The organism is Pedobacter jejuensis (assembly GCF_003725795.1).
Lineage (GTDB): Bacteria > Bacteroidota > Bacteroidia > Sphingobacteriales > Sphingobacteriaceae > Pedobacter > Pedobacter jejuensis.
The window spans coordinates 1-21,425 of sequence record NZ_RBEE01000023.1; the positions used below are offsets into that span (position 1 = coordinate 1).

Below are 21,425 nucleotides of genomic sequence, written 5' to 3' on the forward strand. Positions count from 1 at the left end.
AAGCTAAACAAAAACATATTCCTATAAACCATTTAGCACAAACGAATCTGCAATTTCAAGGGGGTCAATTTGGATTGGCGCAAAGGGGTCTTTTTCCTTTGGCGAACCTTATCAAATTAACTCGGCTAAGGGGAACTTTTTAGATTGGCGAAGAGGGGTCAATTTGAAGCGGTTTATCCACCTGGTGCGATGTCCGAGACAGATCTTGAAAAAATCAAAAGCGCGGTGAGGGATAAGCATGGATATATTGTTTGGGGAGAAGGCCCTTCCGAAGGATAACAAAAACTGTTAGGGATTGCAGCGGTTAGCCCGCAACATAGTGAGGACTATGAGCGGAAAGCCCGCCCGAAGGGAACAGCCGGAAAAATAACTTTATTAAACCTTAATTCTTATCTTAGTATTGCAGTTTCTAGCTGTCACAAATTAACCTCTAACTTAAAATTGTATGAAAATCGGATGCATTGGTTGGGGTTCCCTGTTCTGGGACCCGCAAGGTCTGCTTATTGATAAGCGTTGGAATGAAGATGGACCACACTTGCCAGTCGAGTTTTTAAGAAAATCAGATGATGGAAGGCTTACCCTGGTCTTACATAAAGATTTTTTGCCCGTTCCTACTCTTTGGTCGTTAATGACCACTGAAGATCTTGACGAAGCAATTGAATCATTGATGGTGAGAGAAAAATGCACAACCACAAGACCAATTGGTTCTATTCGGAAATCAGATCCATTACCTGAAAATGGCATAAAACAGACGATTCATTCCTGGCTTCAGAGTAAGGATCTGGATGCGGTAATCTGGACCAACCTTGGGCCAAGATTCAGGGATACAAATGGTGTAGTACCAACGAAAGAGGAAGCGTTGGAATATTTAGCACAATTGCCAGATAGCATAAAGAAATTAGCTGAAACCTATATCCGGAGAGCACCAATAAGTGTGAAGACACAGTACCGTTCTGAATTTGAAAAGGCGTACGGCTGGACATATACACCGACCTGAATGGACATTGAATTTTTAGATGCAGGATGTGGTGACGCCATTCATATTCACTATAAAGGAACTGATGGTACTTTTCATAATATACTGATAGACGGTGGAATGGAGAAAGGTGATATTTATGAGCGTTCTTTAAGGAAAGCTCTGGAAAAGATCATTCTACGCCATGAGACTATCGACCTTTGGATCATTACCCATATTGACGATGATCATATTGGAGGCATCCTCCGTTTGATAAAGGATGAAGAAATACTTTCCCAGCTTGACTTGGGCAAAACCATCTTTTGGTATAACTATTCAATATGGGATTACGATACCGGGATTCGGGAAAATAACCAGAAGAGCTACAGGCAAGGCATCCGTCTCAGAACTTACCTTAGTGAGGCAGGAAATTTGGTTTCACCTGTGACAGATGCGATGCCTGCGGTTGATTTGTGGGGGGCGACACTAACCATTGTTTCACCAAATGAACAGGCCTACCAGGAACTACTTGTTAAATGGAATAATGAAGAAATCAAGATCAGGACACAGAAATCCTCGGGGCCAAAGAGAAGTACAGAGAACGATTATAAAACAAAAATTGTGGACTTTGATCTAGCAAAAGAAGTCTTGGATGATTCCGAAGAAAATGCATCAAGCATAGCATTCATCCTTGAATTCAATGGAAAAGCAGTATTGTTTACAGCTGACAGTAATCCTGCTGTACTCATTCAGTCACTGAGCAGGCTGAACGATGATGAAATGATAAAATTGGATTATATGCAGGTACCTCATCATGGTAGCCGCTTTAACATCAGTAACTCGTTACTAAAACTCATCGACTGCGAACAATACATCATTAGTGCCGATGGTTTCAACAAGTCTAATTTGCCAAATAAAGTAAGTCTTGCGAAAATTCTTGCGCTAAATCCTGGGAAGGAAGTGAATTTCCATATTACACAGGAAAATGATCAAACCAGAAGCATATTTTCTGTAGACAAGGATCAAAAAATTAACGTGCATTTTCCCAAAAAAGGAAGTGCTGGTATTCAGATTAATTTATGAAGTAGCAATGAAGGAATATGTACTAAAAATTACCAACCCAGAGGGACCTGGTAGTGCGTTTATAACCTATCCCGATGAGGAAAGCGATTACGCTTATATCATAACAGCCCGTCACTGCCTGGTTCATACCAATGGAACACCATTTGAAAAGCATGAGTTGCAGGTCGGTTTCCTAAACAACGGTATTTGGGCCAATTATAAACTCAAAGACAATGACCAAATCTACGTAGGCAAGGATAATGAAACCGAGGATATTGGCTTAATTATCGTAGAAAAGAAAAATGTACCCCTACATCTGGATGACAAAGAAATTCCTAAGCTTTGCGTTCCTCCAAAGGAAGGAAATCTCGTAATAACCGGATTTCCGAAAGTGACAAACAATGCACTTAAAAGGTCGTTGTTTAAAGTCAAATTCCTGGATGAGCAAGACTATCCTTGTCAGGTGCAGGTCGAGTCAGATGATCCGCTTACAAAAGAATATAATGCGGACAACCTGGTAGAAGGTTATTCGGGTAGCCCTCTGATCATCAAAAGTAAGGAAGTAGAATTTATATGCGGAATATTCCTCCGGTATGAGGAAAAAACCAAAAGAATTCTTGGTATTGATCTGTCTTTGCTAAACAGTTTTTTATTGGCGTCATCCCTGATACCCTTGGAGCTAAATGTCATTGAAATAAATAGTAGCGTGATCGAAGGTCTTGCGAGGCTAAAGATTAATACTGACAGGATTTTAAGACGCGTCCGCGAGAATATTGGTGAAGTAGAGCTGGATAGAAAAAATTTATATGATGAGGTAAGTAAGTTAATCAAATCATCCAAGCTTGTTATAATCAGTGGTAAGCCAGGAAGCGGAAAGTCTGCGATTGCAAAAAAAGTAATAATTGATCTACGGGGCAAATATCGTCTTATTGCCCTGCAAGGTGAGCAACTTGACAAACCAAGTATTGAGGATATTTTTGCGCTAAGCCCATTTTTGTTGAACGATCCTCTGCAGACCTTATTGGATTCCCCAGCATTTAGTGGCAATAAAATAGTATTTATCGATAGCATAGAGAAGATACTGGAAACTGAAAATGCCGATACGATACTGGACTTTTTTGATCTTTTAAAGATGCGCAGCGATATCAGTTTAGTGTTAACTTGCAGAAGCTACGCAATAGAACAGCTCAAAATTCGATTTTTGAGGCAATTTCCATCATTTCCCAATTTTGAAATTGATGTTCTGGAGGAAAAGGAGTTGGAAGTAGTTGCATTAAAATATCCGCATATAAAACCACTGCTTTCCAATCTTGCACTGTTAGATATTCTGAAAATCCCATTTAACCTCGATAAAGCCGTGCTTATTCCAGAGGCAGCTATTAAGGAAGGTATCGGTTCTGAGAAAGAATTCAGCAGAATTATGTGGGAGTACGTAGTCGAAGGGAAAGATAAAGTAGTCGATGCAGAAAAACGCAAGTTGCGTGGCAACCTTTTTTCGAAAATAGCGATTGAGAGAGCATCCGCTATGGTTGCTTACGTATATATTCCTGATTGTAGCATGGATATTTTAAATGGTTTGGTTGCAGATCATTTGGTCGATAAAGAACCAACTCTGGGTTTAACTTATTCTGTGACCCATGATATTTACGAGGACTGGGCATTAATCAGGTATATTGAGATTCATTATCAGGAAATAATTGTCAAACATGGCCAATATATAAAGTTCTATAATCAATTAGGAAGTGCCCCTGCGGTAAGAAGGGCATTCAGGCTTTGGTTCTCTGAAAAAATTCAGGTAATGGATCTTGCACTTAGTGACTTTCTTAAATGTTCCATCCAGGAAAAAAGCATTGCGAAGTACTGGCAGGATGAACTTCTTGTAGCAATTATGCAGTCACCTTACAGCAAGTCCTTTCTTTCAGACAATAAAGCGTTCCTATTTGCAAATAATTATGAGATATTCAAAAGGGTTGCATTCATATTAAGGGTTGCCTGCCAGCAACCTGATTTTCGTTATATAGATATTTTTCCGGCTGAAGAAAAAATCAAGTTATATTATGATATTAACCTTTTGCCTATCGGTGATGGATGGGCTAATACGATAATTTTCATAAGTGAAAATCTTGATGAGCTTAAAAATTGCTTTGTCCATATTACCGAGGTCGTGTTACAGTGGAAAAAGGGATTAAGTGAGATTGGTACGCTTCCAGCTGAAGCACGCTCAGCAGGACTAATTGTTTTATCTTATTTTGAAGAGTACAAAAATGAAGAAAGTGAAGTAGCTAAGCGTTCAGAAAGAAAAGATTACATGGAGGAATTTATTCTTTTATTGTTCCGACTTACTGAGGTTATTCGGGAAGAACTAAAGGCTTTGATTAGTACAGCTTTCAAATATGAACGAAAAGCTGAAAACTATGCATTAAGCAATCTGTATGACAAGCTAATTGAATTTACAGTTGATGGTTATGAGGATACGTATGTTTGCAAATACTATCCGGAACTTGTCATTGAAATTCTTGAGGCCAAGTGGTTCTATTATCCGCCAACCCCAGAAGAGCTTGAAAAGCGGAAAAACGATCCGCGATTTTGGGCTTATGAATCAGGCGGTATTGATAAGGAGCAAGATTTTGGATTGAAAAAAAATACAAATCATAAATACTTTCCGGCAACTCCTGAGCAAACACCCATTCTGAATTTATTGTATGCTAAACCTGTACTGACATTAAAATTTCTCCTGAAATTTCTAAACCATGTTGCGGATGCGTTCGTAAAGTCGGATTATGCGTTAAATAACCCGTTTTTCGGAGGCCAAGAAGAACGTTGCAAGATTCAAATAAAGTTTAATGATGGCTCTATCTATCAGCAATACGGTAGCGTAACGCTCTGGACTGCGTTCCGGGGAACATACATTGCAATTCCTAATCTTCTTCAATCGGTGCTAATGGCATTGGAAGCATTTATGTTGTCTTTGGGGGAGACAATTGAAAAATCAAAAGACGAAAAATATAAAGAATACAGTCAGAAAATCTGGAACCTGTTTTTCGATAAGCTGCTAAAAGAGAGTAACAATGTGATGGGTAGCTCTGTCTTGTTGAGTGTGGCGCATGCTTACCGTAATATAGCTGGAGAGAAGATAATCCCGCTATTATATGCTAAGCAAATATATTTCTGGGACTTTATGAGAACAAATAAGGATCGCGGAACTTTATTGAGTCCATTATCCTCCAAAAGGAATGGAAGACAGAAGCAAAAAGCTTTGGCCGAATTTCAAAGACTCCCACATCGTAAACGTGATATCAGAGAACTTGTCATAAACCTAAGCTTTACGAACAAGCAGATTTTTACAGTCTTAGATGAACTATATGCTATTGAAGATGCAGATGCCCAATGGAAAATTATGGTAAGCAGCATGGATAGTAGACTTTTTGAGCTTGGAGAAGTCGTTGACGGAGGTATTATGGTTGAAACAAAGCTGGAAGGAGAATTAAAGGAGGTAAGTGAAGAAGCCAAAAAAGATGTCGAGGCGCATAATGCTGTTGCGGGTGTGTCATTGTGGGGCATGAAAAAGCTTCAGCATGAAAGTGTGGAAGAAGATAGTGTTGATAAATGGAGAGACCATTACAACCTGACCTTGCAGACTATCGCAACAAGTAAATTATCCAACCTAAAGACGCAACCTGGTTTACTTGCCGGAATTGGAATCCGGGATTTTTTTGACAAGTTGAGCGAGGAAGAAAGGTCGTGGTGCATTGGTAAAGTGTGGGATATTATTCACTATCAGACTTTCGAAGCAAATAAAGAGCGGGATTTCATGCATATTGAATATACACCTTTCGAAACAGAAGCTGCATTTTCAGTTTTGCCAAAAATCATGCATATATCCAAGGGCAGAGAAAAAACGGAGTTAAAGCGGTACATTTTTACCTCGCTGATCCGACATGATGAGAAATCCTCAAAAGATGCGCTGATTGCGTCCTTACGAACTTTTCTATGGGAAAATGACCAACCTTTTGTTATTAGTTGTGTAAAGGGGGTTATAGAATACGCTGGCATCCAACGGTTGTTATATATTGGAAGAAACCGGGAGATGATAATCAAAACTCATCAGGAAAGTGCTTTAAGGAAAATATGGAAAATATTTACTGGTCCATTCAGAAAACCACCTGTTGAAGATAAAATTGATGAGGCGGAGATCAAATTTGACAATTTAATAAAGCAAATTGGCGAGGGTCAAATCAGGATAGACCTTACAGAGGTTTCGATGGTTGGTAAAGCTGCGGGACTCTTGTTCTATGTGATGAAAATTATTCCTGAAAATGTAGAAGTCCGTGAGATCAGGAAGTATTATATGAATCTGTTAAAATTTGTTTTGGAACATATAGACAATGACGAAGAGCAGGGATTTGGGGTAAATGATCGCTTTCACTATGAACAGATCCAGGAATTTGAGAAAGAGTTTGCAGCATTTCTGCTAAGCCAACCAGCTCCTATTGCGTTTGAAGGTTTGAAAGTTCTCACTGATTGGGTGTATGAAACAGCATCTAAAAAAAGGTACCGTGACAAAAAATATGAATTGGTAGAAGGATGTTTGAAAGAAATGATCAACTGTGTTGTAATTGATGAGACCAAGGCGGTGATTTTCTGGAAACTTTGGGAGTACTTAATTGATAAAGATATAGAAGGCGGCAGTATGGCCTTGAACAAGTATTTATTACTTGACCATTATATATTTTCATCAGCGGCCAGGATCTGGGAACCGCTTGTGGGCAAAAAGGATTTGTATGCCAAATTTATTGCAGCTGGAGCCGATATTGGCGCCAGTGCTAAGCTAATTGCGGGGATAGGATTTAATGAATTTGTACCAGATGGCGTTTTATGGCTTTCAAACAGATTAACTGAAGCAAAATTATCAGAAGAGGATATGTCGATTTATTTTGAGCAACTTGTTATTCAATGTTATTATGATAGCAGGCTAAGAAATATATTAAAAACCACTGTACGATATAGAGAGGCGTTTATAAATATTTTGGATGAATTGATAAATACCGGTTCTTCATCATCAGCATATATTATACGTGACGACTTTATTTCACTAAAAAGTTAGAAAGGTGGTCAATCTGGAGTGAACTATCGAAACTTCTAAAATTAAACTTTATTAACGCTTAATAAATAAGTTTCAATTCTGCCAAATTTTGGGTTGAAAAATTGTATGGTGAAAGCCCTCGGACTTCCCTATACAACTAAAAGTTTTTACTATTTTATGAAACCTTTAACTTTCAAATCCTGAATTATTGGCTCAATAAGCCGCAAATAGTTCTCCAAATGATGAAAGTATTCCCTCTCAACGATAGAAAGGGAAAGGTATTTAGTCAATCACTTTTGAATTTCTTGCGATTTCTCTAAAATTTTCGAAAAATCGCCTATTTCAATCAATTCAGCCACAAACTGGTTTGAATTGAATACCTCCACTGACCCAAGTTTTGAAAGCAGTTCTGAAAAGAGCTGCTTTTTTTGTTTTATAGTTTATTTGCGACTATTTAAAAGATATTTAGTCACTCTATATGTGTTTTAATTTTTCGATGTACAGGTAATAAGTTTTTATTTAGCCCATCGGGTTGCTTAACAGCCACCAAGAAAATATAGATTTAATTTTGTTTACGATATAGCTTACTAAAAATAAAGCAGAACTCGCTCATCAAAATAGAATAGTTAAAGAAGATATCAATATATTTTATATTGTAATATTTATGATTAATTGCTTCTTCTTAATATTAAATTAACACCAATTTAATTTTTTGCTCATATTTTTGATTTGATAACATTATTGCGATCAATCAAAAATGAATGTCATATTTCATTTAGCAATCTTAGCTATTTAGTGTTCAATCTCCTTATGAAAAAATATTTAATCATTTCCGCCATTGCTCTGGTTTGCCAAAGTGCATACAGTCAACTACCAGGAAAAATCGAAAACACGAAACAAGTTTTGTTGCCGAATGGTTGGAAATTAAGTCCTGCCGGGCATTCTATTACTTTAGGTGATTTGCCGCTGAATATGCAGGTAAGCTCTTCTGGGAAATTTATTGCAATTACCAATAATGGGCAGAGCACACAATCAATTCAGCTTATTGATGCTAAAACTGAAAGTTTGCTTGATGAAAAAATCATAAGAAAATCCTGGTACGGCTTGGCTTTTAGTAAAGATGAAAAGCACTTATATGCCTCAGGAGGAAATGATAACGTTATCATCAATTACAGCATTAAAAATAATAGGTTTGCAGATAGCGACACTATAAAACTCGGTGAGAGCTGGCCGAAAAATAAAATTAGTCCGGCAGGAATTGCAATTAACAAGCTTAATACCAAACTCTATACGGTTACAAAAGAGGATAGCAGTTTGTACATCATTAATCCGATAGGGAAACGGATACTTAAGAAAATTCAATTGCCCGCTATAGCCTATAGCTGTACTTTATCGCCTGACGAAACAAAAATTTACGTTTCGTTATGGGGTGGTCGTGCTGTTGCGGTTGTAAATCTTATTGAAGAGAAAATCGCAAATCTTATTCCTGTTGGAGACCACCCGAACGAATTGCTGCTGAATAAAAAAGGAAATTATCTTTTTGTAGCTAATGCGAACGATAACACGGTATCGGTAATTAATACTGCTACAAATAAAGTTATAGAAACCATTGCTACAACACTTTATGCTACACAATTAACGGGTTCTACAACAAACGGGCTTGCACTAAGCATGAACGAAAAAAGCCTGTTTATTGCTAATGCAGATAACAACTGCCTCGCTGTATTTGATGTAAGCCAGCCAGGTAATAGCCAAAGCCAGGGATTTATTCCTGTGGGTTGGTATCCAACAAATGTTAAAGTAATTGGGAATAAAATATTGGTAACCAATGGTAAAGGCAATACTTCTTTAGCAAATCCTCAAGGTCCGCAACCTATATCAAAAGCCGATAATAGTGGCTATCAAATGGGAAGTACTGCAAACAATAAACTTCAATACATTGCTGGTTTGTTTAAAGGTTCTTTATCATTTATTGATGCGCCAAAAATCGAACAATTAAGACTTTATACCACACAGGTTTACGCAAACACGCCGTTTAATGATAAAAAAACAATCACAGCTGATGGTGAAAAAGGTAACCCAATCCCGCGAAAACAAGATGAAAAATCTCCAATAAAACATGTGTTTTACATCATTAAGGAAAACAGAACCTACGACCAAGTTTTAGGCGATATGCCAAAAGGTAATGGTGATTCGAGCTTAACACTTTTTGGAAAAAAGATTACCCCAAATCAGCATGCTTTGGCAGATAACTATGTGCTTTTGGATAATTTTTATGTTGACGCTGAGGTGAGTGCCGATGGACATAATTGGAGTATGGCGGCTTATGCAACTGATGTTGTCGAAAAAACTTGGCCCACTAGTTATGGTGCACGTGGCGGAACAACCAATTATGAAGGTGGTCGCCCGGTAACCTATCCTAAAGATGGTTTTATCTGGGATTATTGCCAACGTGCGGGCGTTACTTATCGCAGTTATGGCGAGTTTGGCGATTATGGAAAGGCCAATATCAAATCCTTGCAAGGCAATATGTGCCCGAGTTCGCCAGGCTTTGATATGGATATAACAGACCAAGTGAGAGCTGATGCATGGATTCATGATTTCGATTCACTACTGGTAGCAGGAAAGGTTCCGCAGTTTAGCACTTTAAGAATTTCTAACGACCATACCAGCGGACAAAAGAAGGGTAAAGTTTCGCCTCAATCTGCCGTAGCCGATAACGACTTGGCTGTTGGTCGTATCATAGATAAACTTTCTCATAGCCCGGTTTGGAAAGAATCTGTTGTTTTTATTTTAGAAGATGATGCTCAAAATGGTCCTGACCATGTAGATGCACATCGTTCTCCAGCCTTCGTAGTTGGGCCTTATGTAAAAAGAAATGCAGTAGTACACACCATGTATTCTACCTCTGGCTTTTTAAGAACAATGGAATTAATATTAGGATTGCCACCAATGAGTCAGTATGATGCAGCAGCTATACCCTTATTTGAATGCTTTACCAGCAAACCAGATTTTAGACCTTTTACTACAATTAAGCCTGCGATAAATTTGGATAACCGAAATGTTGCTGTAAACGAAAGCAGCAGGCGGTCGGAATTTTTTAACTTTGCGAAAGAAGATTCTGCACCTGATTTGGATTTAAATGAAGTAGTTTGGAAATCAGTTAAAGGGGAGAATTCTGTTATGCCTGCACCAAAAAGAAGTGCTTTTGTAATTCTCGAAAAGAAAAAGAAAGATGATGATGATTAAGTTTTTCAAAACTAGTCTGAAATAATAAAGTAAACTCAAACATTGGGTAGTCCTAGCTCTTGTTAAATCATTGCTATCCTAAGCTCTAATATCCGCAAATTCTTAATATTCAGTTAAAACAGCAGGTGTTATATTAACAATATCATAACGCTATATCAGCAAATCCCTAACGCTGTTAATCCATCTTTGTGGCACGTTTAAAGCGCCCGAATCGGTCGCTATGCATGTGTTTTCCAAACAAATTATAACTGATTATTCATGAAACAAAATTACAAATTCAATCATTTTTGTCTGGTAAGAAAATGGCAATCTTTTGCTTTGTTCTTACTTTTATTTAGCCTTAATGTTTTCGCACAGGGTGGCAAAACAATAACAGGTAAGGTTATAGACGAAACCAATCAACCTGTTCCTGGCGTTACCATCCGAATAAAAGGTACCACTAGCGGAACATCAACAAATACAGATGGTGTTTACAGCATACAGGCAAAAAATGGCGATGTGCTTGTTTATTCTATGCTCGGTAGTGTATCTAAAGAAATTATTATTGGCACCCAAACCAATATTAATGTTACCATGATGCCCGATAATCAAACCTTAAAAGATGTTGTTGTAATTGGATATGGTACAGCCAATAAAAAAGATTTGACAGGTGCGGTAACTTCGATAAAAGCAGAAGAATTTAATCAGGGTGTTTTGGTTAACCCTGCACAGCTTTTACAAGGTAAGGTTGCGGGTTTGAACGTTACTAAAAGTGGCGACCCAAATTCAAAACCATCTACAATTTTACGTGGACCATCAACATTAAGAGAAGGAGCGGCACAAGAACCTTTTTACGTTATTGATGGTGTACCTGGTGCATCTATCGATTTACTTGCACCATCTGATATCGAAAATATCGACATTTTAAAAGATGCATCTTCAACAGCAATTTATGGTTCGAGAGCTGCAAATGGTGTAATTATCGTAACTACTAAACGCTCAAAAAATGGTCAGGCTCGTTTATCTTACAATGGCTATGCCGCGGTAGAAAAGGTATCAAAAAAATATGATATGCTTTCCGCTCCTGAATTAAGACAATATCTTGCTGATAATAAACAAACTTTAAATGCGATTGATGATGATGGTTCTGACACCAACTGGCAATCGTTACTGGAAAGAACTGGTTATTCGCAAAACCATAACATTTCTTATGGAGGCTCTGGTCAGTCATCAGATTATGGTGCAAGTGTAAACTACTTAGATAACAAAGGCATTTTAAAAAACACATCGTTAAAAAGAACTATTGTTAGAGGTTATTTAAATCAAAAGTTTTTCAATGATAGATTAAAACTTGGTTTAACTATTACCAATAGCAATTCAAAAAGCTTAGATATTTATCAATCTCAGGCTTTACCAAATATGCTTTTCTATCTACCAACGGTAAGTCCTTTTAATGCTGATGGTACGTATAAAGAAAATTATAATCGTACAGGAAGTGGTACACGTAACCCATTATCAATTGTAGATAACAACAATATCGATAACCTGAATAACAAAACATTGATCAATGGGATGGCTCAGGTTAACATTATCGATGGACTAAAGTTTACGGCTAGTGTTTCATCTCAGCGTGACCAGAACAATTATAGCACCTATTTAAATAGTCAATCGGGTTTGGCCAGAGGTGTTAACGGACAAGCACAAAAAATTGATGTATTAAACAAAAGTCAGGTTTTGGAAGGTTACTTCAACTACGACAGAACTTTTGGCAAGCACAGTTTGAAATTATTGGGTGGTTATTCATGGCAAGAAGATAGAACCAATGATGGTTTCGGTGTTACCACACAGAATTTCTCTAACGATAATTTAGGTTACAATAACCTTTTCCTTTCTAACCCAACTTTACTTTCGCAAATTGCCTTTAACAATGCGCCAATTTCTACGTTAAGATTAATTTCGTATTATGGAAGGGTTCAGTATAACTATAACGAAAAATATTTATTCCAGGCTTCGTTAAGAAATGATGGTTCTTCTGCGTTTGGAAGAAACAATCGTTGGGGCTTATTCCCGGCTGTTTCTGCAGGTTGGAGAATTATTGGTGAAGATTTTATGCAAGCTGTTCCGGTTTTTAGCGATTTAAAACTTCGTGCTGGTTATGGCGTTTCGGGTAATAGTTTAGGTTTCGATGCTTTTTCTTCTTTACTAATTTACGGTACACTTTCTGGAAGCAATAAATTTTTAAACAATGGCAATGTAAGTAATGCAATTGGTCCGGTTAGAAATGAAAATCCCGATTTAAAATGGGAGAGTACGGCTACAACAAACATCGGTTTAGATTTTGGTTTGTTTAAAGATAGAATAACCGGTTCGGTAGATTTTTATGTAAAACAAACTTCTGATTTAATTTACGACCGTTACGAGGTATCAACAACACAATTCTTTTTGCCAACCATCACGGCAAATGTTGGTAAAATCAAAAACACAGGTATCGAGTTTTCATTAAATGCTGTAGCAGTTAAAACAGACAATTTCAGATGGACAACCTCGCCAAATATTGCGCACAACAAAAACGTAGTAGAAACTCTATCTGATGATTTTTATAAAATTGCCGCAATCCAAACCGCACAATTAGGCGGTAAAGGTCAGTCAGGAAATTTCAGTCAGCTAATACAGCCAGGTTATGCCTTGGGTACTTTTAACTTGTGGAATTATGCAGGCAAAAATGCTGCGGGTGTAAGTACATATATTAACGCAGCCGGACAAACCATTGCTACACAGCCCTTAACAACTGATGCGAAAATTGCTGGTGATGCACAACCAAAATTAATTTATGGATGGGCAAACAGTTTCAGTTACAAAAACTGGGATTTAAACTTCCTTGTTCGCGGCGTGTTGGGTAACAAAATTTTAAATGCAACAGCCGCATCATTAAATAACCCTGCTGATGCTAAACTTCAAAATATCCCGAGGTTTACGTTAGGAGAATCATTTAACGATATTAATGCTTACCTAATCTCAGATCGTTTTCTGGAAAGTGGTTCTTACCTGCGTTTAGATAACGCAACAGTAGGTTATACCATTAAACCAAAAACGCCTTCAATTAAAGCAATTAGGTTGTACGTAACTGCAAATAACCTTTTTGTAATTACAAATTATACCGGTATAGACCCAGAAATCAACATCGGTGGCTTAACTCCGGGTATCGATAACAATAATTATTATCCAAAAACAAGAACCTTCAGTTTTGGTGTTAGTGCATCATTCTAAAAAATACGAAAATGAAAAAACTTATAATTTTATTTAATATTCTTGCCTATTTAATGGTTTTAGAATCATGCAGCAAGCTCGATGTAGATGTAGAATCGCAATACGTAAAAGATAACTTTCCGGTTACCAATTCTGATTATGCAGCACTTTTTGGCACCATGTATTCCAACCTTTCATCTCAATATGGTGTTCCTTATTGGAGAATGCAGGAGCTTTCCGGAGATGCAGCAATTATTCCTGCACGCGATGGTAACTTTGATGATGGTGGTCAGTATCGCCAGCTGCATTACCACACCTGGACCATCGACCATCCCAACGTTAGAGACATTTGGCAGTGGGGTTTTGGTGGTATCAACAATTGTAATCGTTTAATAAATCTTACCAACGAATCGAATGTTGCAGCAGCAACTAAAGCAAGCAGTTTGGCCGAAGTAAAAGCGATGCGGGCTTTGTATTATTTTTTTATGATGGATTTATATGGAAATGTGCCCATCATTGATACTTTTCCGGTTAGCACTTTACCGGGAAACCAAACCCGTGATAAAGTTTTCGAATTTATTGAAAAGGAACTTTTATCCATTGTTGCACAGTTACCGGTAAAAGATAATAACAACCGAATTGCAGTTTATGGTCGCCCTACACAAGCTATGGCTTATGCATTGTTAGAAAAAATGTATTTAAATGCAGAAGTTTACACAGGAAAACCCCGCTATGCTGATGCCGTAATTATGGCTGATAATATTTTGAAAAATACCAATTATGCTTTAGACAATAAATATTCGGATATTTTTGATGTGAATAATGGTCCTCAAATTAATGAAACCATATTTGCAGTTCCTTACGATCAGCAAATTCCAGGTAACCAGATGACGAGATTTGGTTTTTATCCAGCCTTGGCACCTGCTTATGGAATTAATGTTGGTTTTAGTATTGCAATGAGCACAACGCCAGAGTATTACAACCGTTTTAATCTGGCAAATGATATTAGAAATAGTTTCTGGTTAATTGGTAAACAATATGCGCCAGATGCCAACAGAAAGCCAGATTTAACCAAACCTGTATTTGTTGCCGGTACAACTACTCAAATCGAGATTACGCCAGATTTAATTTTAAAACCTGGTAAGCCAATGGATTTAGGTAATACCGTAGCCGACCAGGCAAAAGGTGTTCGTTCGGTAAAATACTGGCCAGATGTAAACGCGATTCAGGCAACAAGGTTAAACGGTAATGATATGCCACTCTTACGTTTGGCCGATGTAATGTTAATGAAAGCAGAAGCAATTTTAAGGGGAGCAGCTGCAACAACTGTTAATGGTGAATTGCAAACGCCAATGGTGCTGGTAAATAAAATTAGAAATCGTGCAGGCGCACCAACGGTAGCAACGGTTACTTTAAGTTCTTTGCTTGATGAAAGAGCCCGCGAGTTTAGCTGGGAAGCATGGAGAAGAAATGATTTAATCCGTTTCGGGCAATTTGAAACGGAATATCCGCTACCAAATGATGTACTTTTTATGAACAAAGATTTAACCAGAAGGATTTATCCAATCCCGGCAAATGAATTAAAATTGAATACCAATTTAAGGCAAAATCCTGGTTACTAATTATCCTACAAAAAAATAAAATATGAGACTGATAACCTGTGTTGGTTTATTGCTGGTTCTTCCGGCCATCGCCCTAATAACTTCAAAAGATGATTTACCGATAAATCAAATTCAGGTTATCGGTTCGCATAACAGCTACAAACAAGCCATTAATCTGGCACTATTTAAAATGATTAAATTAACAGATTCTAACGCTGCAAACAGTTTAGATTATGAGCACATATCTATGCCAGAACAATTGGATATGGGGCTTCGTAATCTAGAAATTGATGTTTATGCGGACGAAAAGGGTGGCAAGTATGCGCATCCACGAGGCTTCGATATGATTAAAGGTCAGCCGGAATTTGATACAAATGGCGAACTTAATAAACCAGGTTTTAAAGTTTTGCACGTTCCTGATTTAGATTTCCGTTCATCGGCACTAACCTTTAAATTGGCTTTATTGCAACTCAAAAAATGGTCGGAAGCCAATCCACAGCATACACCAATTTTTATCACCTTAGAAGCAAAAGACGATTCGATTAAACGTAAAGGGTTTACCCAACCCGAAGTTTTTATCAGTGCAACATTTGATGAGTTGGATAAAACAATTCTCGAAAATTTGGGGAAAGAACATCTAATTACACCAGCTGAAGTTAAAGGAAAATATAAAACGCTGGAGGCTGCCGTTTTAGGTCAAAATTGGCCGAAGCTTAGCAAGGCAAAAGGTAAGTTTCTATTTGTTTTAGATGCTACAGGCAGAAAACGCACAACTTATATCAATGGTCATCCGTCCTTAACGGGTCGCGTAATGTTTGCCAATGCAGATGCCGGTACGCCTGAGGCTGCCATAATGATTAAGAACAATCCAAAAGATGTGCAAATTCCTGAACTTGTAAAAAAGGGTTACATCATCAGAACCCGGGCCGATGCCGATACCAAGCAGGCTAGAAAAAACGATTTTACAGATTTTGAAGCGGCCTGCAAATCAGGAGCACAAATTATCACCACAGATTATTACAAAAAAAGCACTCATTTTAAATCGGATTATTCTGTAAGCTTTTCTAATGGAAAATATTTTAGAGAAAATCCGCTGTTTAAAAAATAAGCAAAGTACATGAACAGAAGATCGTTATTAAAAGGTGGTTTCCTTGCAGGGTTAGGCTTACCATTTATTGGCTTACAAGATGTTGTAGCCTCGCCATATACAGGTGCCAAAAAAGCTAAAAACATTATTATGATGGTGAGCGACGGCATGAGCATTGGTACGCTAAATATGGCCGATTTATATGCCAACCGTACATTTGGTAAAAGCAGTAAATGGCTTGGTTTATACCGCGATAACAAAGCAGTAAGGGCTTTAATGGATACCGCTTCTGCTAGTTCCATGGTTACTGATTCAGCTGCGGCGAGTTCATCATGGGGTGGAGGTATGCGTGTGAGAAACGGCTCCCTTAATGTTGGAATGAAGGGCGAAAAGCCTCAACCAATTCTTCAAAAGTTTAAAGAAAGTGGTAAAAAAGTCGGCTGCGTTACTACCGTTCCTATTACGCATGCAACGCCTGCTGGTTTTTGTATCAATATAGACAATCGCGGCGGACAAGATATTATTGCCGAAATGTACCTTGGTTTAAAGTTTGACGTAATGATGGGTGGCGGACATAAATATTTTGGTGAGAAAAGAGCTGGTGGTAATCTAATTCCTAAATATTTAACGCAAGGCTACAAAGTTGCAGAAAACAGAACAGAAATGATGGCTTTAGATAAATCGAAGCCAGTTTTGGGTTTGTTCGCTGAAGATGGAATGCCGTATGAAGTTGATCACCAGCATGATGCTGAATTGATGAAAAGTACACCAACTTTGGCCGAAATGACCATGAAGGCTATTGAATTAATGAAGGATAACAAAAACGGTTTTGCTTTACAAGTGGAAGGCGGGAAAGTAGATTGGGCAGCACATTCGAACGATTTGAGCGGATTAATTTTCGACCAGTTGGCTTTTGATGAAGCGGTTGGAAAAGTTATAGAGTTTGCAGAAAAAGACGGTGAAACTTTGGTAATCATCACAACAGACCATGGAAATTCAAATCCTGGGTTATTTTATGCAGATGAAGCCAACAAGAAATTTGACAGCCTGCAAAATTTTAAACACAGCAACACCTGGCTTTTAGGTCAGTTAAATCAATCTTTTAGCGAGCAAAAAATTATTGATTTGATAAAAGACAACCAAGGTTTTGTAATGAAATCTGATGATGTTAAATCGCTACTTGTGCATTTTAAAGATATTGTACCGGGACAGCTTTATAACGAATCTAATCTTCCGTTTTACGAATATGGAAAAATTTTGGGCAAATACACAGATGTGCAATGGGCGGGGATGAATCATACCGGAGATTATGTAGAGCTCACGATGTTTGGTCCTGGTTCTGAAAACTTAAAGCCATTTGTTAAGAATTACGAACTGCATAATTTTATGCTAAAGGCAGCCGAAATGCCAGAATCACTCATGGTGAAAGCTTAATTTGAAATCACCAGTTTATCAAAAAATAGAATTCTTTTAAATCAAATCTTTAATTTTGGATATGCATTATTCCTCTAAATCTTCCTTTACCATATTATTCTCAATTTTATGTTTGAACACAATTGGCGTTCTTGCTCAAGAAAGTACGATCCGTAATGTTATAATTAATCCATCGGGAATGTGGTTAAAGGGCGATTTGCATGTGCATTCCAGACATAGCACAGAATCATCCAACAATTCTATTTCGAAGATTATAAATTTTTCAAAATCGGTAAAGATGGATTACTTATGCATAACCGATCATGATAATCATGTAAATGGGGATGTAGCGCACAACACCTGGACTGACCCAGAATTTAAATCAGATTCGCTGCTTTTATTATACGGTGCTGAGTGGACCACCACAAGAGGACATGGAAATGTATTTTCTGCAAAACCCTATGACCATCAAAAGTTGTTTGATGTTAGAGATCAGAGAGACGTAAATATTGGCAAAGTTAAAAATTCGCTGGGTGTTCACTTATCAGCAAATCATCCAAGCGGGAAAGATAATTTTGGCTTTTCGTATGATTTGGTAAAATCGATAGAGGTATGGAATTCGGCAATTTGGCCAAAAAATGCCAATGCAATTATGATTTGGGATGATATGCTTTCATCGGGCAGAATGATGACTGGAAGAGGAGGAAGTGATTCGCACCATGGCGTACCTACTGCTGATGAAAAACCAACTTCAAATACTTATCAGGCAGAATTTAATTATGTTGGCACACCTACAACCTGGGTTTTTGCAAAAAAACGGAGCTTAGACGCTATTGTTTATGCATTAGACAATGGTAAGGTTTCGGTAAGTGCAAATCCATTTTCTCCAAGGGTAGAGTTTTATGCTGATGAAAAAGGAAATGGAAAATTCGAAATGATGATGGGTGATAATGCCGTTTCAACTGGTAAGCCGATAAAATTTCAAGTACAGTTAATGGGAAATACTTTAGTAGATGAAACCTATACCATTACCGTAATTAAAAATGGAAGAAAATTGAATGCTTACGAAGTAAAGGGCAAAACACCAATTGTTGAATTTGCCGATACACCTGATTTAAAGATACGAACTTATTATCGTGTTGTAGTAGAAGGTAAAAATACACCCTATCCGCAGGTTCCAAAATCGATGGGTTTAAGCGAAAAAATGGTGGCACTTTCCAATCCAATTTATTTTAATTTTGATCCGAAATTTTAAGCTCCTATACTAAACTTGAAGCAACTTCCTTGGTTAATTTCTGATTCAACACAAATTTTACCATTCAATTTTTCTACTAAAAACCTAACCGTAAATAGCCCGATACCAGTGCCATTTTGATGAAATCTGTCAACATGATTTAGGGTCACATTTCTATCGAAAATGCGTTCTAGTTCTTCATTAGCTATTCCAATTCCATTATCCTGAATTACAAAAATATCCTTGCCATTATTTTTTTCGTAGCATATCACAATTTTACAAATAGGCTTATTGTTGTAGCGAACCGCATTGGTTAATAAATTGATAAATATTTGCTGAAGTGCAATTTCTGAAGTTGTAATTATTGGGTTTTCTATTGGATATGTTATCACCACGTTTTCGGGCATGGTAATCATAGAAACCGTTTTCTCTAAAAAGGTACTTAGAAGAATTGATGTATGATTTTGAGTTAATGTTTCTGGTCTGAGTGAATACTCCAACATATCATTAACCAGTTTTGCCAATCTTCTTGTCGATGATAAATTTGTTGATGCAAGTTTCAGCGCTTTTGTGTCACCATTCTGCTCCAGGTGTCGTGTTAAAAGTTCTGCACTCATTGAAATACTACTCAAAGGATTTTTTAAGTCGTGGGCAGCAGTTGTTGCAAAGCGTTGCATAAATTCATTTGTCTCGCTAAGCTGCTTATTTGCTTCGTGGAGGTCTGTGATTTTCTTTCGAAGCTCCATTTGGGTAATAACCTGTTTGGCTAAAATTTTCAATGCATCTAATTGTTGCGGCGTTAAAGATTTTGGCACCCTGTCAATTACGCAAAGCGAACCAAGTGAATAACCATCAGGACTTTGCAAAGAAACTCCGGCATAGAAAACTATATTTGGATCAGAAGTTACTAAAGGGTTTTCTGCAAATCGCAAATCCGACCTAGCATCTGTTATCTGCATAGTTCCGGTAGGATCTATAATCGTATGTGCACAAAAAGCATGTTCTCTTGGTGTTTGAGTAACCCCCAATCCAATTCTACTTTTAAACCACTGTCGTGTTTCATCAACTAATGTGATTAATGCGATGGGTGTACCACAAATTTCGGAAGCCATTTTAGTTAAATCATCGAAATCATCCTCTTCAGATGTATCCATGATTTTGTAGGCTTTTAATGAGGCTAAGCGTTCTGCTTCATTATTTGGCAAGGGCAATTCTTTATTCAAACTACTTTAATGTGTGTGCAGATTGCCAATTTGGTTTTCTGATGATAAACTAATTTTCAAAGGTATCTATTTTTAATGTAGATAACTATTTTATAGCTTTTAAGAATGCTAAAATGACTGTGTAATAACGTATCAGTAAAACAATTTACAAAGCTAATTTTCTTTCTTAAAAATATAAAAAAATAAAACTATTAACTAAATCCGATTGTAGTATAGTAACAAAACTTAAAAAAGAAACTTCAAAATTTTATAAAATGGAAAATACAGAAAAAACAGTAGAAATTTTAAATGATTTAATTGAAATCAATAATGATAGAGCAGATGGATTTGATAAAGCATCAGCAGATTTAGATGATGTTAACATCGATTTGAAAGCTACATTTGAAAAATTATCATCTGATAGCCGTGCGAACTCTTTAGAATTAGCAGGTTTAGTAGGTAGAAATGGCGATGCTCCAGATACTGGAAACACCATTTTAGGAACTTTACATAGAGCATGGATAGACATCAAAGCTAGCTTTGGTGGTGATGATCGCCACAGCATTTTAGCAGAATGTGAGCGTGGAGAAGATGCAATTAAAAAAGCATACAGAGATGCGTTGGCAGAAAATGAATTGAGTGAGCCATTACGTTCTACATTGTTAAAACAACAAGAAGGAATCAATGCAGGTCACGATTTAATTAAAGGTTTAAGAGATGCCCATAAAGCTCTTTAAAATTAAATATTGAACCAAAAAACCGCTAATGAATTTTCATTAGCGGTTTTTTTTATGTCTTTACGTATAAAATCCTTTTAAAAATTATGCATTATCTTATTTGAAACCTGCTTGGTCTTAATGTCATAATGGTTCAAAAAAAATATACAACTGTAAACTATGCTACTCAATTTCTTTAATGATACAGGGAACACCAATCGATTTTAATCAAAATTTAATTGTGCAAATAAGTATTCAAAACTCCAAGAAGATTATCAATATCGTAAGGTTTGGCAATAAAATCTATCGCACCACAACTAAGTGCAGTTTGCCTTCCGGTATCACTAGCGGAAAGCACAATCATTGGTACCTTTTCAAAAGCGATGTTAGTTTTTAATGAAGCAATAATTTTATCACCAGAAATACCAGGCATCCACAATCTATAAGAAGCAGATCTGGCATCTCAGTTTTAAAAACTTCTTCTGCTTTCAAACTATCCGATACCGAAATAACTTCATAACCAGCATCTTCCAATATCATACCGGTAACATCCAATATATCCATCTCATCATCACAAATCATTATTTTTATTGCCATA

General features: G+C 37.2%; 11 protein-coding genes and 1 pseudogene. 10 read left to right on the forward strand and 2 right to left on the reverse strand.

What is annotated here, in order from left to right:
* The first annotated feature begins 445 nt into the window (after positions 1-445).
* From D7004_RS10960 to D7004_RS11000, 9 genes are all read left to right on the forward strand, one after another.
* Positions 446-997, forward strand: a complete 552-nt coding sequence (locus D7004_RS10960; RefSeq protein WP_123205906.1) for a hypothetical protein — start codon at positions 446-448, stop codon at positions 995-997.
* Positions 998-2,038: a ComEC/Rec2 family competence protein gene (locus D7004_RS10965; protein ID WP_123205907.1), complete on the forward strand. Its 1,041-nt coding sequence runs from the start codon at positions 998-1,000 to the stop codon at positions 2,036-2,038.
* A 7-nt stretch (positions 2,039-2,045) separates the two neighbouring features.
* Positions 2,046-7,121 carry an nSTAND3 domain-containing NTPase gene (locus tag D7004_RS10970; RefSeq protein ID WP_123205908.1) on the forward strand — a complete coding sequence of 1,692 codons (5,076 nt, stop codon included), beginning with the start codon at positions 2,046-2,048 and terminating at the stop codon, positions 7,119-7,121.
* A 789-nt stretch (positions 7,122-7,910) separates the two neighbouring features.
* Positions 7,911-10,349 carry a bifunctional YncE family protein/alkaline phosphatase family protein gene (locus D7004_RS10975; RefSeq protein WP_123205909.1) on the forward strand — a complete coding sequence of 813 codons (2,439 nt, stop codon included), beginning with the start codon at positions 7,911-7,913 and terminating at the stop codon, positions 10,347-10,349.
* A 258-nt stretch (positions 10,350-10,607) separates the two neighbouring features.
* On the forward strand, positions 10,608-13,595 hold the full coding sequence (locus D7004_RS10980; RefSeq protein ID WP_123205910.1) for a SusC/RagA family TonB-linked outer membrane protein: 2,988 nt from the start codon (positions 10,608-10,610) through the stop codon (positions 13,593-13,595).
* An 11-nt stretch (positions 13,596-13,606) separates the two neighbouring features.
* Complete coding sequence (locus D7004_RS10985) at positions 13,607-15,196, forward strand: RagB/SusD family nutrient uptake outer membrane protein (protein WP_123205911.1); 1,590 nt, start codon at positions 13,607-13,609, stop codon at positions 15,194-15,196.
* A gap of 22 nt (positions 15,197-15,218) precedes the next feature.
* On the forward strand, positions 15,219-16,283 hold the full coding sequence (locus D7004_RS10990; RefSeq protein ID WP_123205912.1) for a phosphatidylinositol-specific phospholipase C1-like protein: 1,065 nt from the start codon (positions 15,219-15,221) through the stop codon (positions 16,281-16,283).
* A 9-nt stretch (positions 16,284-16,292) separates the two neighbouring features.
* Positions 16,293-17,696 (forward strand): alkaline phosphatase, encoded by a 1,404-nt coding sequence (locus D7004_RS10995; protein ID WP_123205913.1) that lies wholly within the window; start codon positions 16,293-16,295, stop codon positions 17,694-17,696.
* A 178-nt stretch (positions 17,697-17,874) separates the two neighbouring features.
* Positions 17,875-18,930, forward strand: a complete 1,056-nt coding sequence (locus tag D7004_RS11000) for a CehA/McbA family metallohydrolase (protein WP_244214334.1) — start codon at positions 17,875-17,877, stop codon at positions 18,928-18,930.
* Here the strand turns inward: D7004_RS11000 and D7004_RS11005 are convergent.
* Positions 18,927-20,132: a sensor histidine kinase gene (locus D7004_RS11005; RefSeq protein ID WP_123205915.1), complete on the reverse strand. Its 1,206-nt coding sequence runs from the start codon at positions 20,130-20,132 to the stop codon at positions 18,927-18,929. The genes D7004_RS11000 and D7004_RS11005 overlap by 4 nt on opposite strands.
* 254 nt (positions 20,133-20,386) lie before the next feature.
* Here D7004_RS11005 and D7004_RS11010 point away from each other — a divergent pair, with 254 nt between their 5' ends.
* A complete protein-coding gene (locus D7004_RS11010) occupies positions 20,387-20,848 on the forward strand; it encodes a PA2169 family four-helix-bundle protein (RefSeq protein ID WP_123205916.1) in 462 nt (153 codons plus the stop codon).
* A 214-nt stretch (positions 20,849-21,062) separates the two neighbouring features.
* Here the strand turns inward: D7004_RS11010 and D7004_RS21275 are convergent.
* Positions 21,063-21,424 (reverse strand): annotated as a pseudogene (locus D7004_RS21275) (response regulator).
* Between the last annotated feature and the right edge of the window lies 1 nt (position 21,425).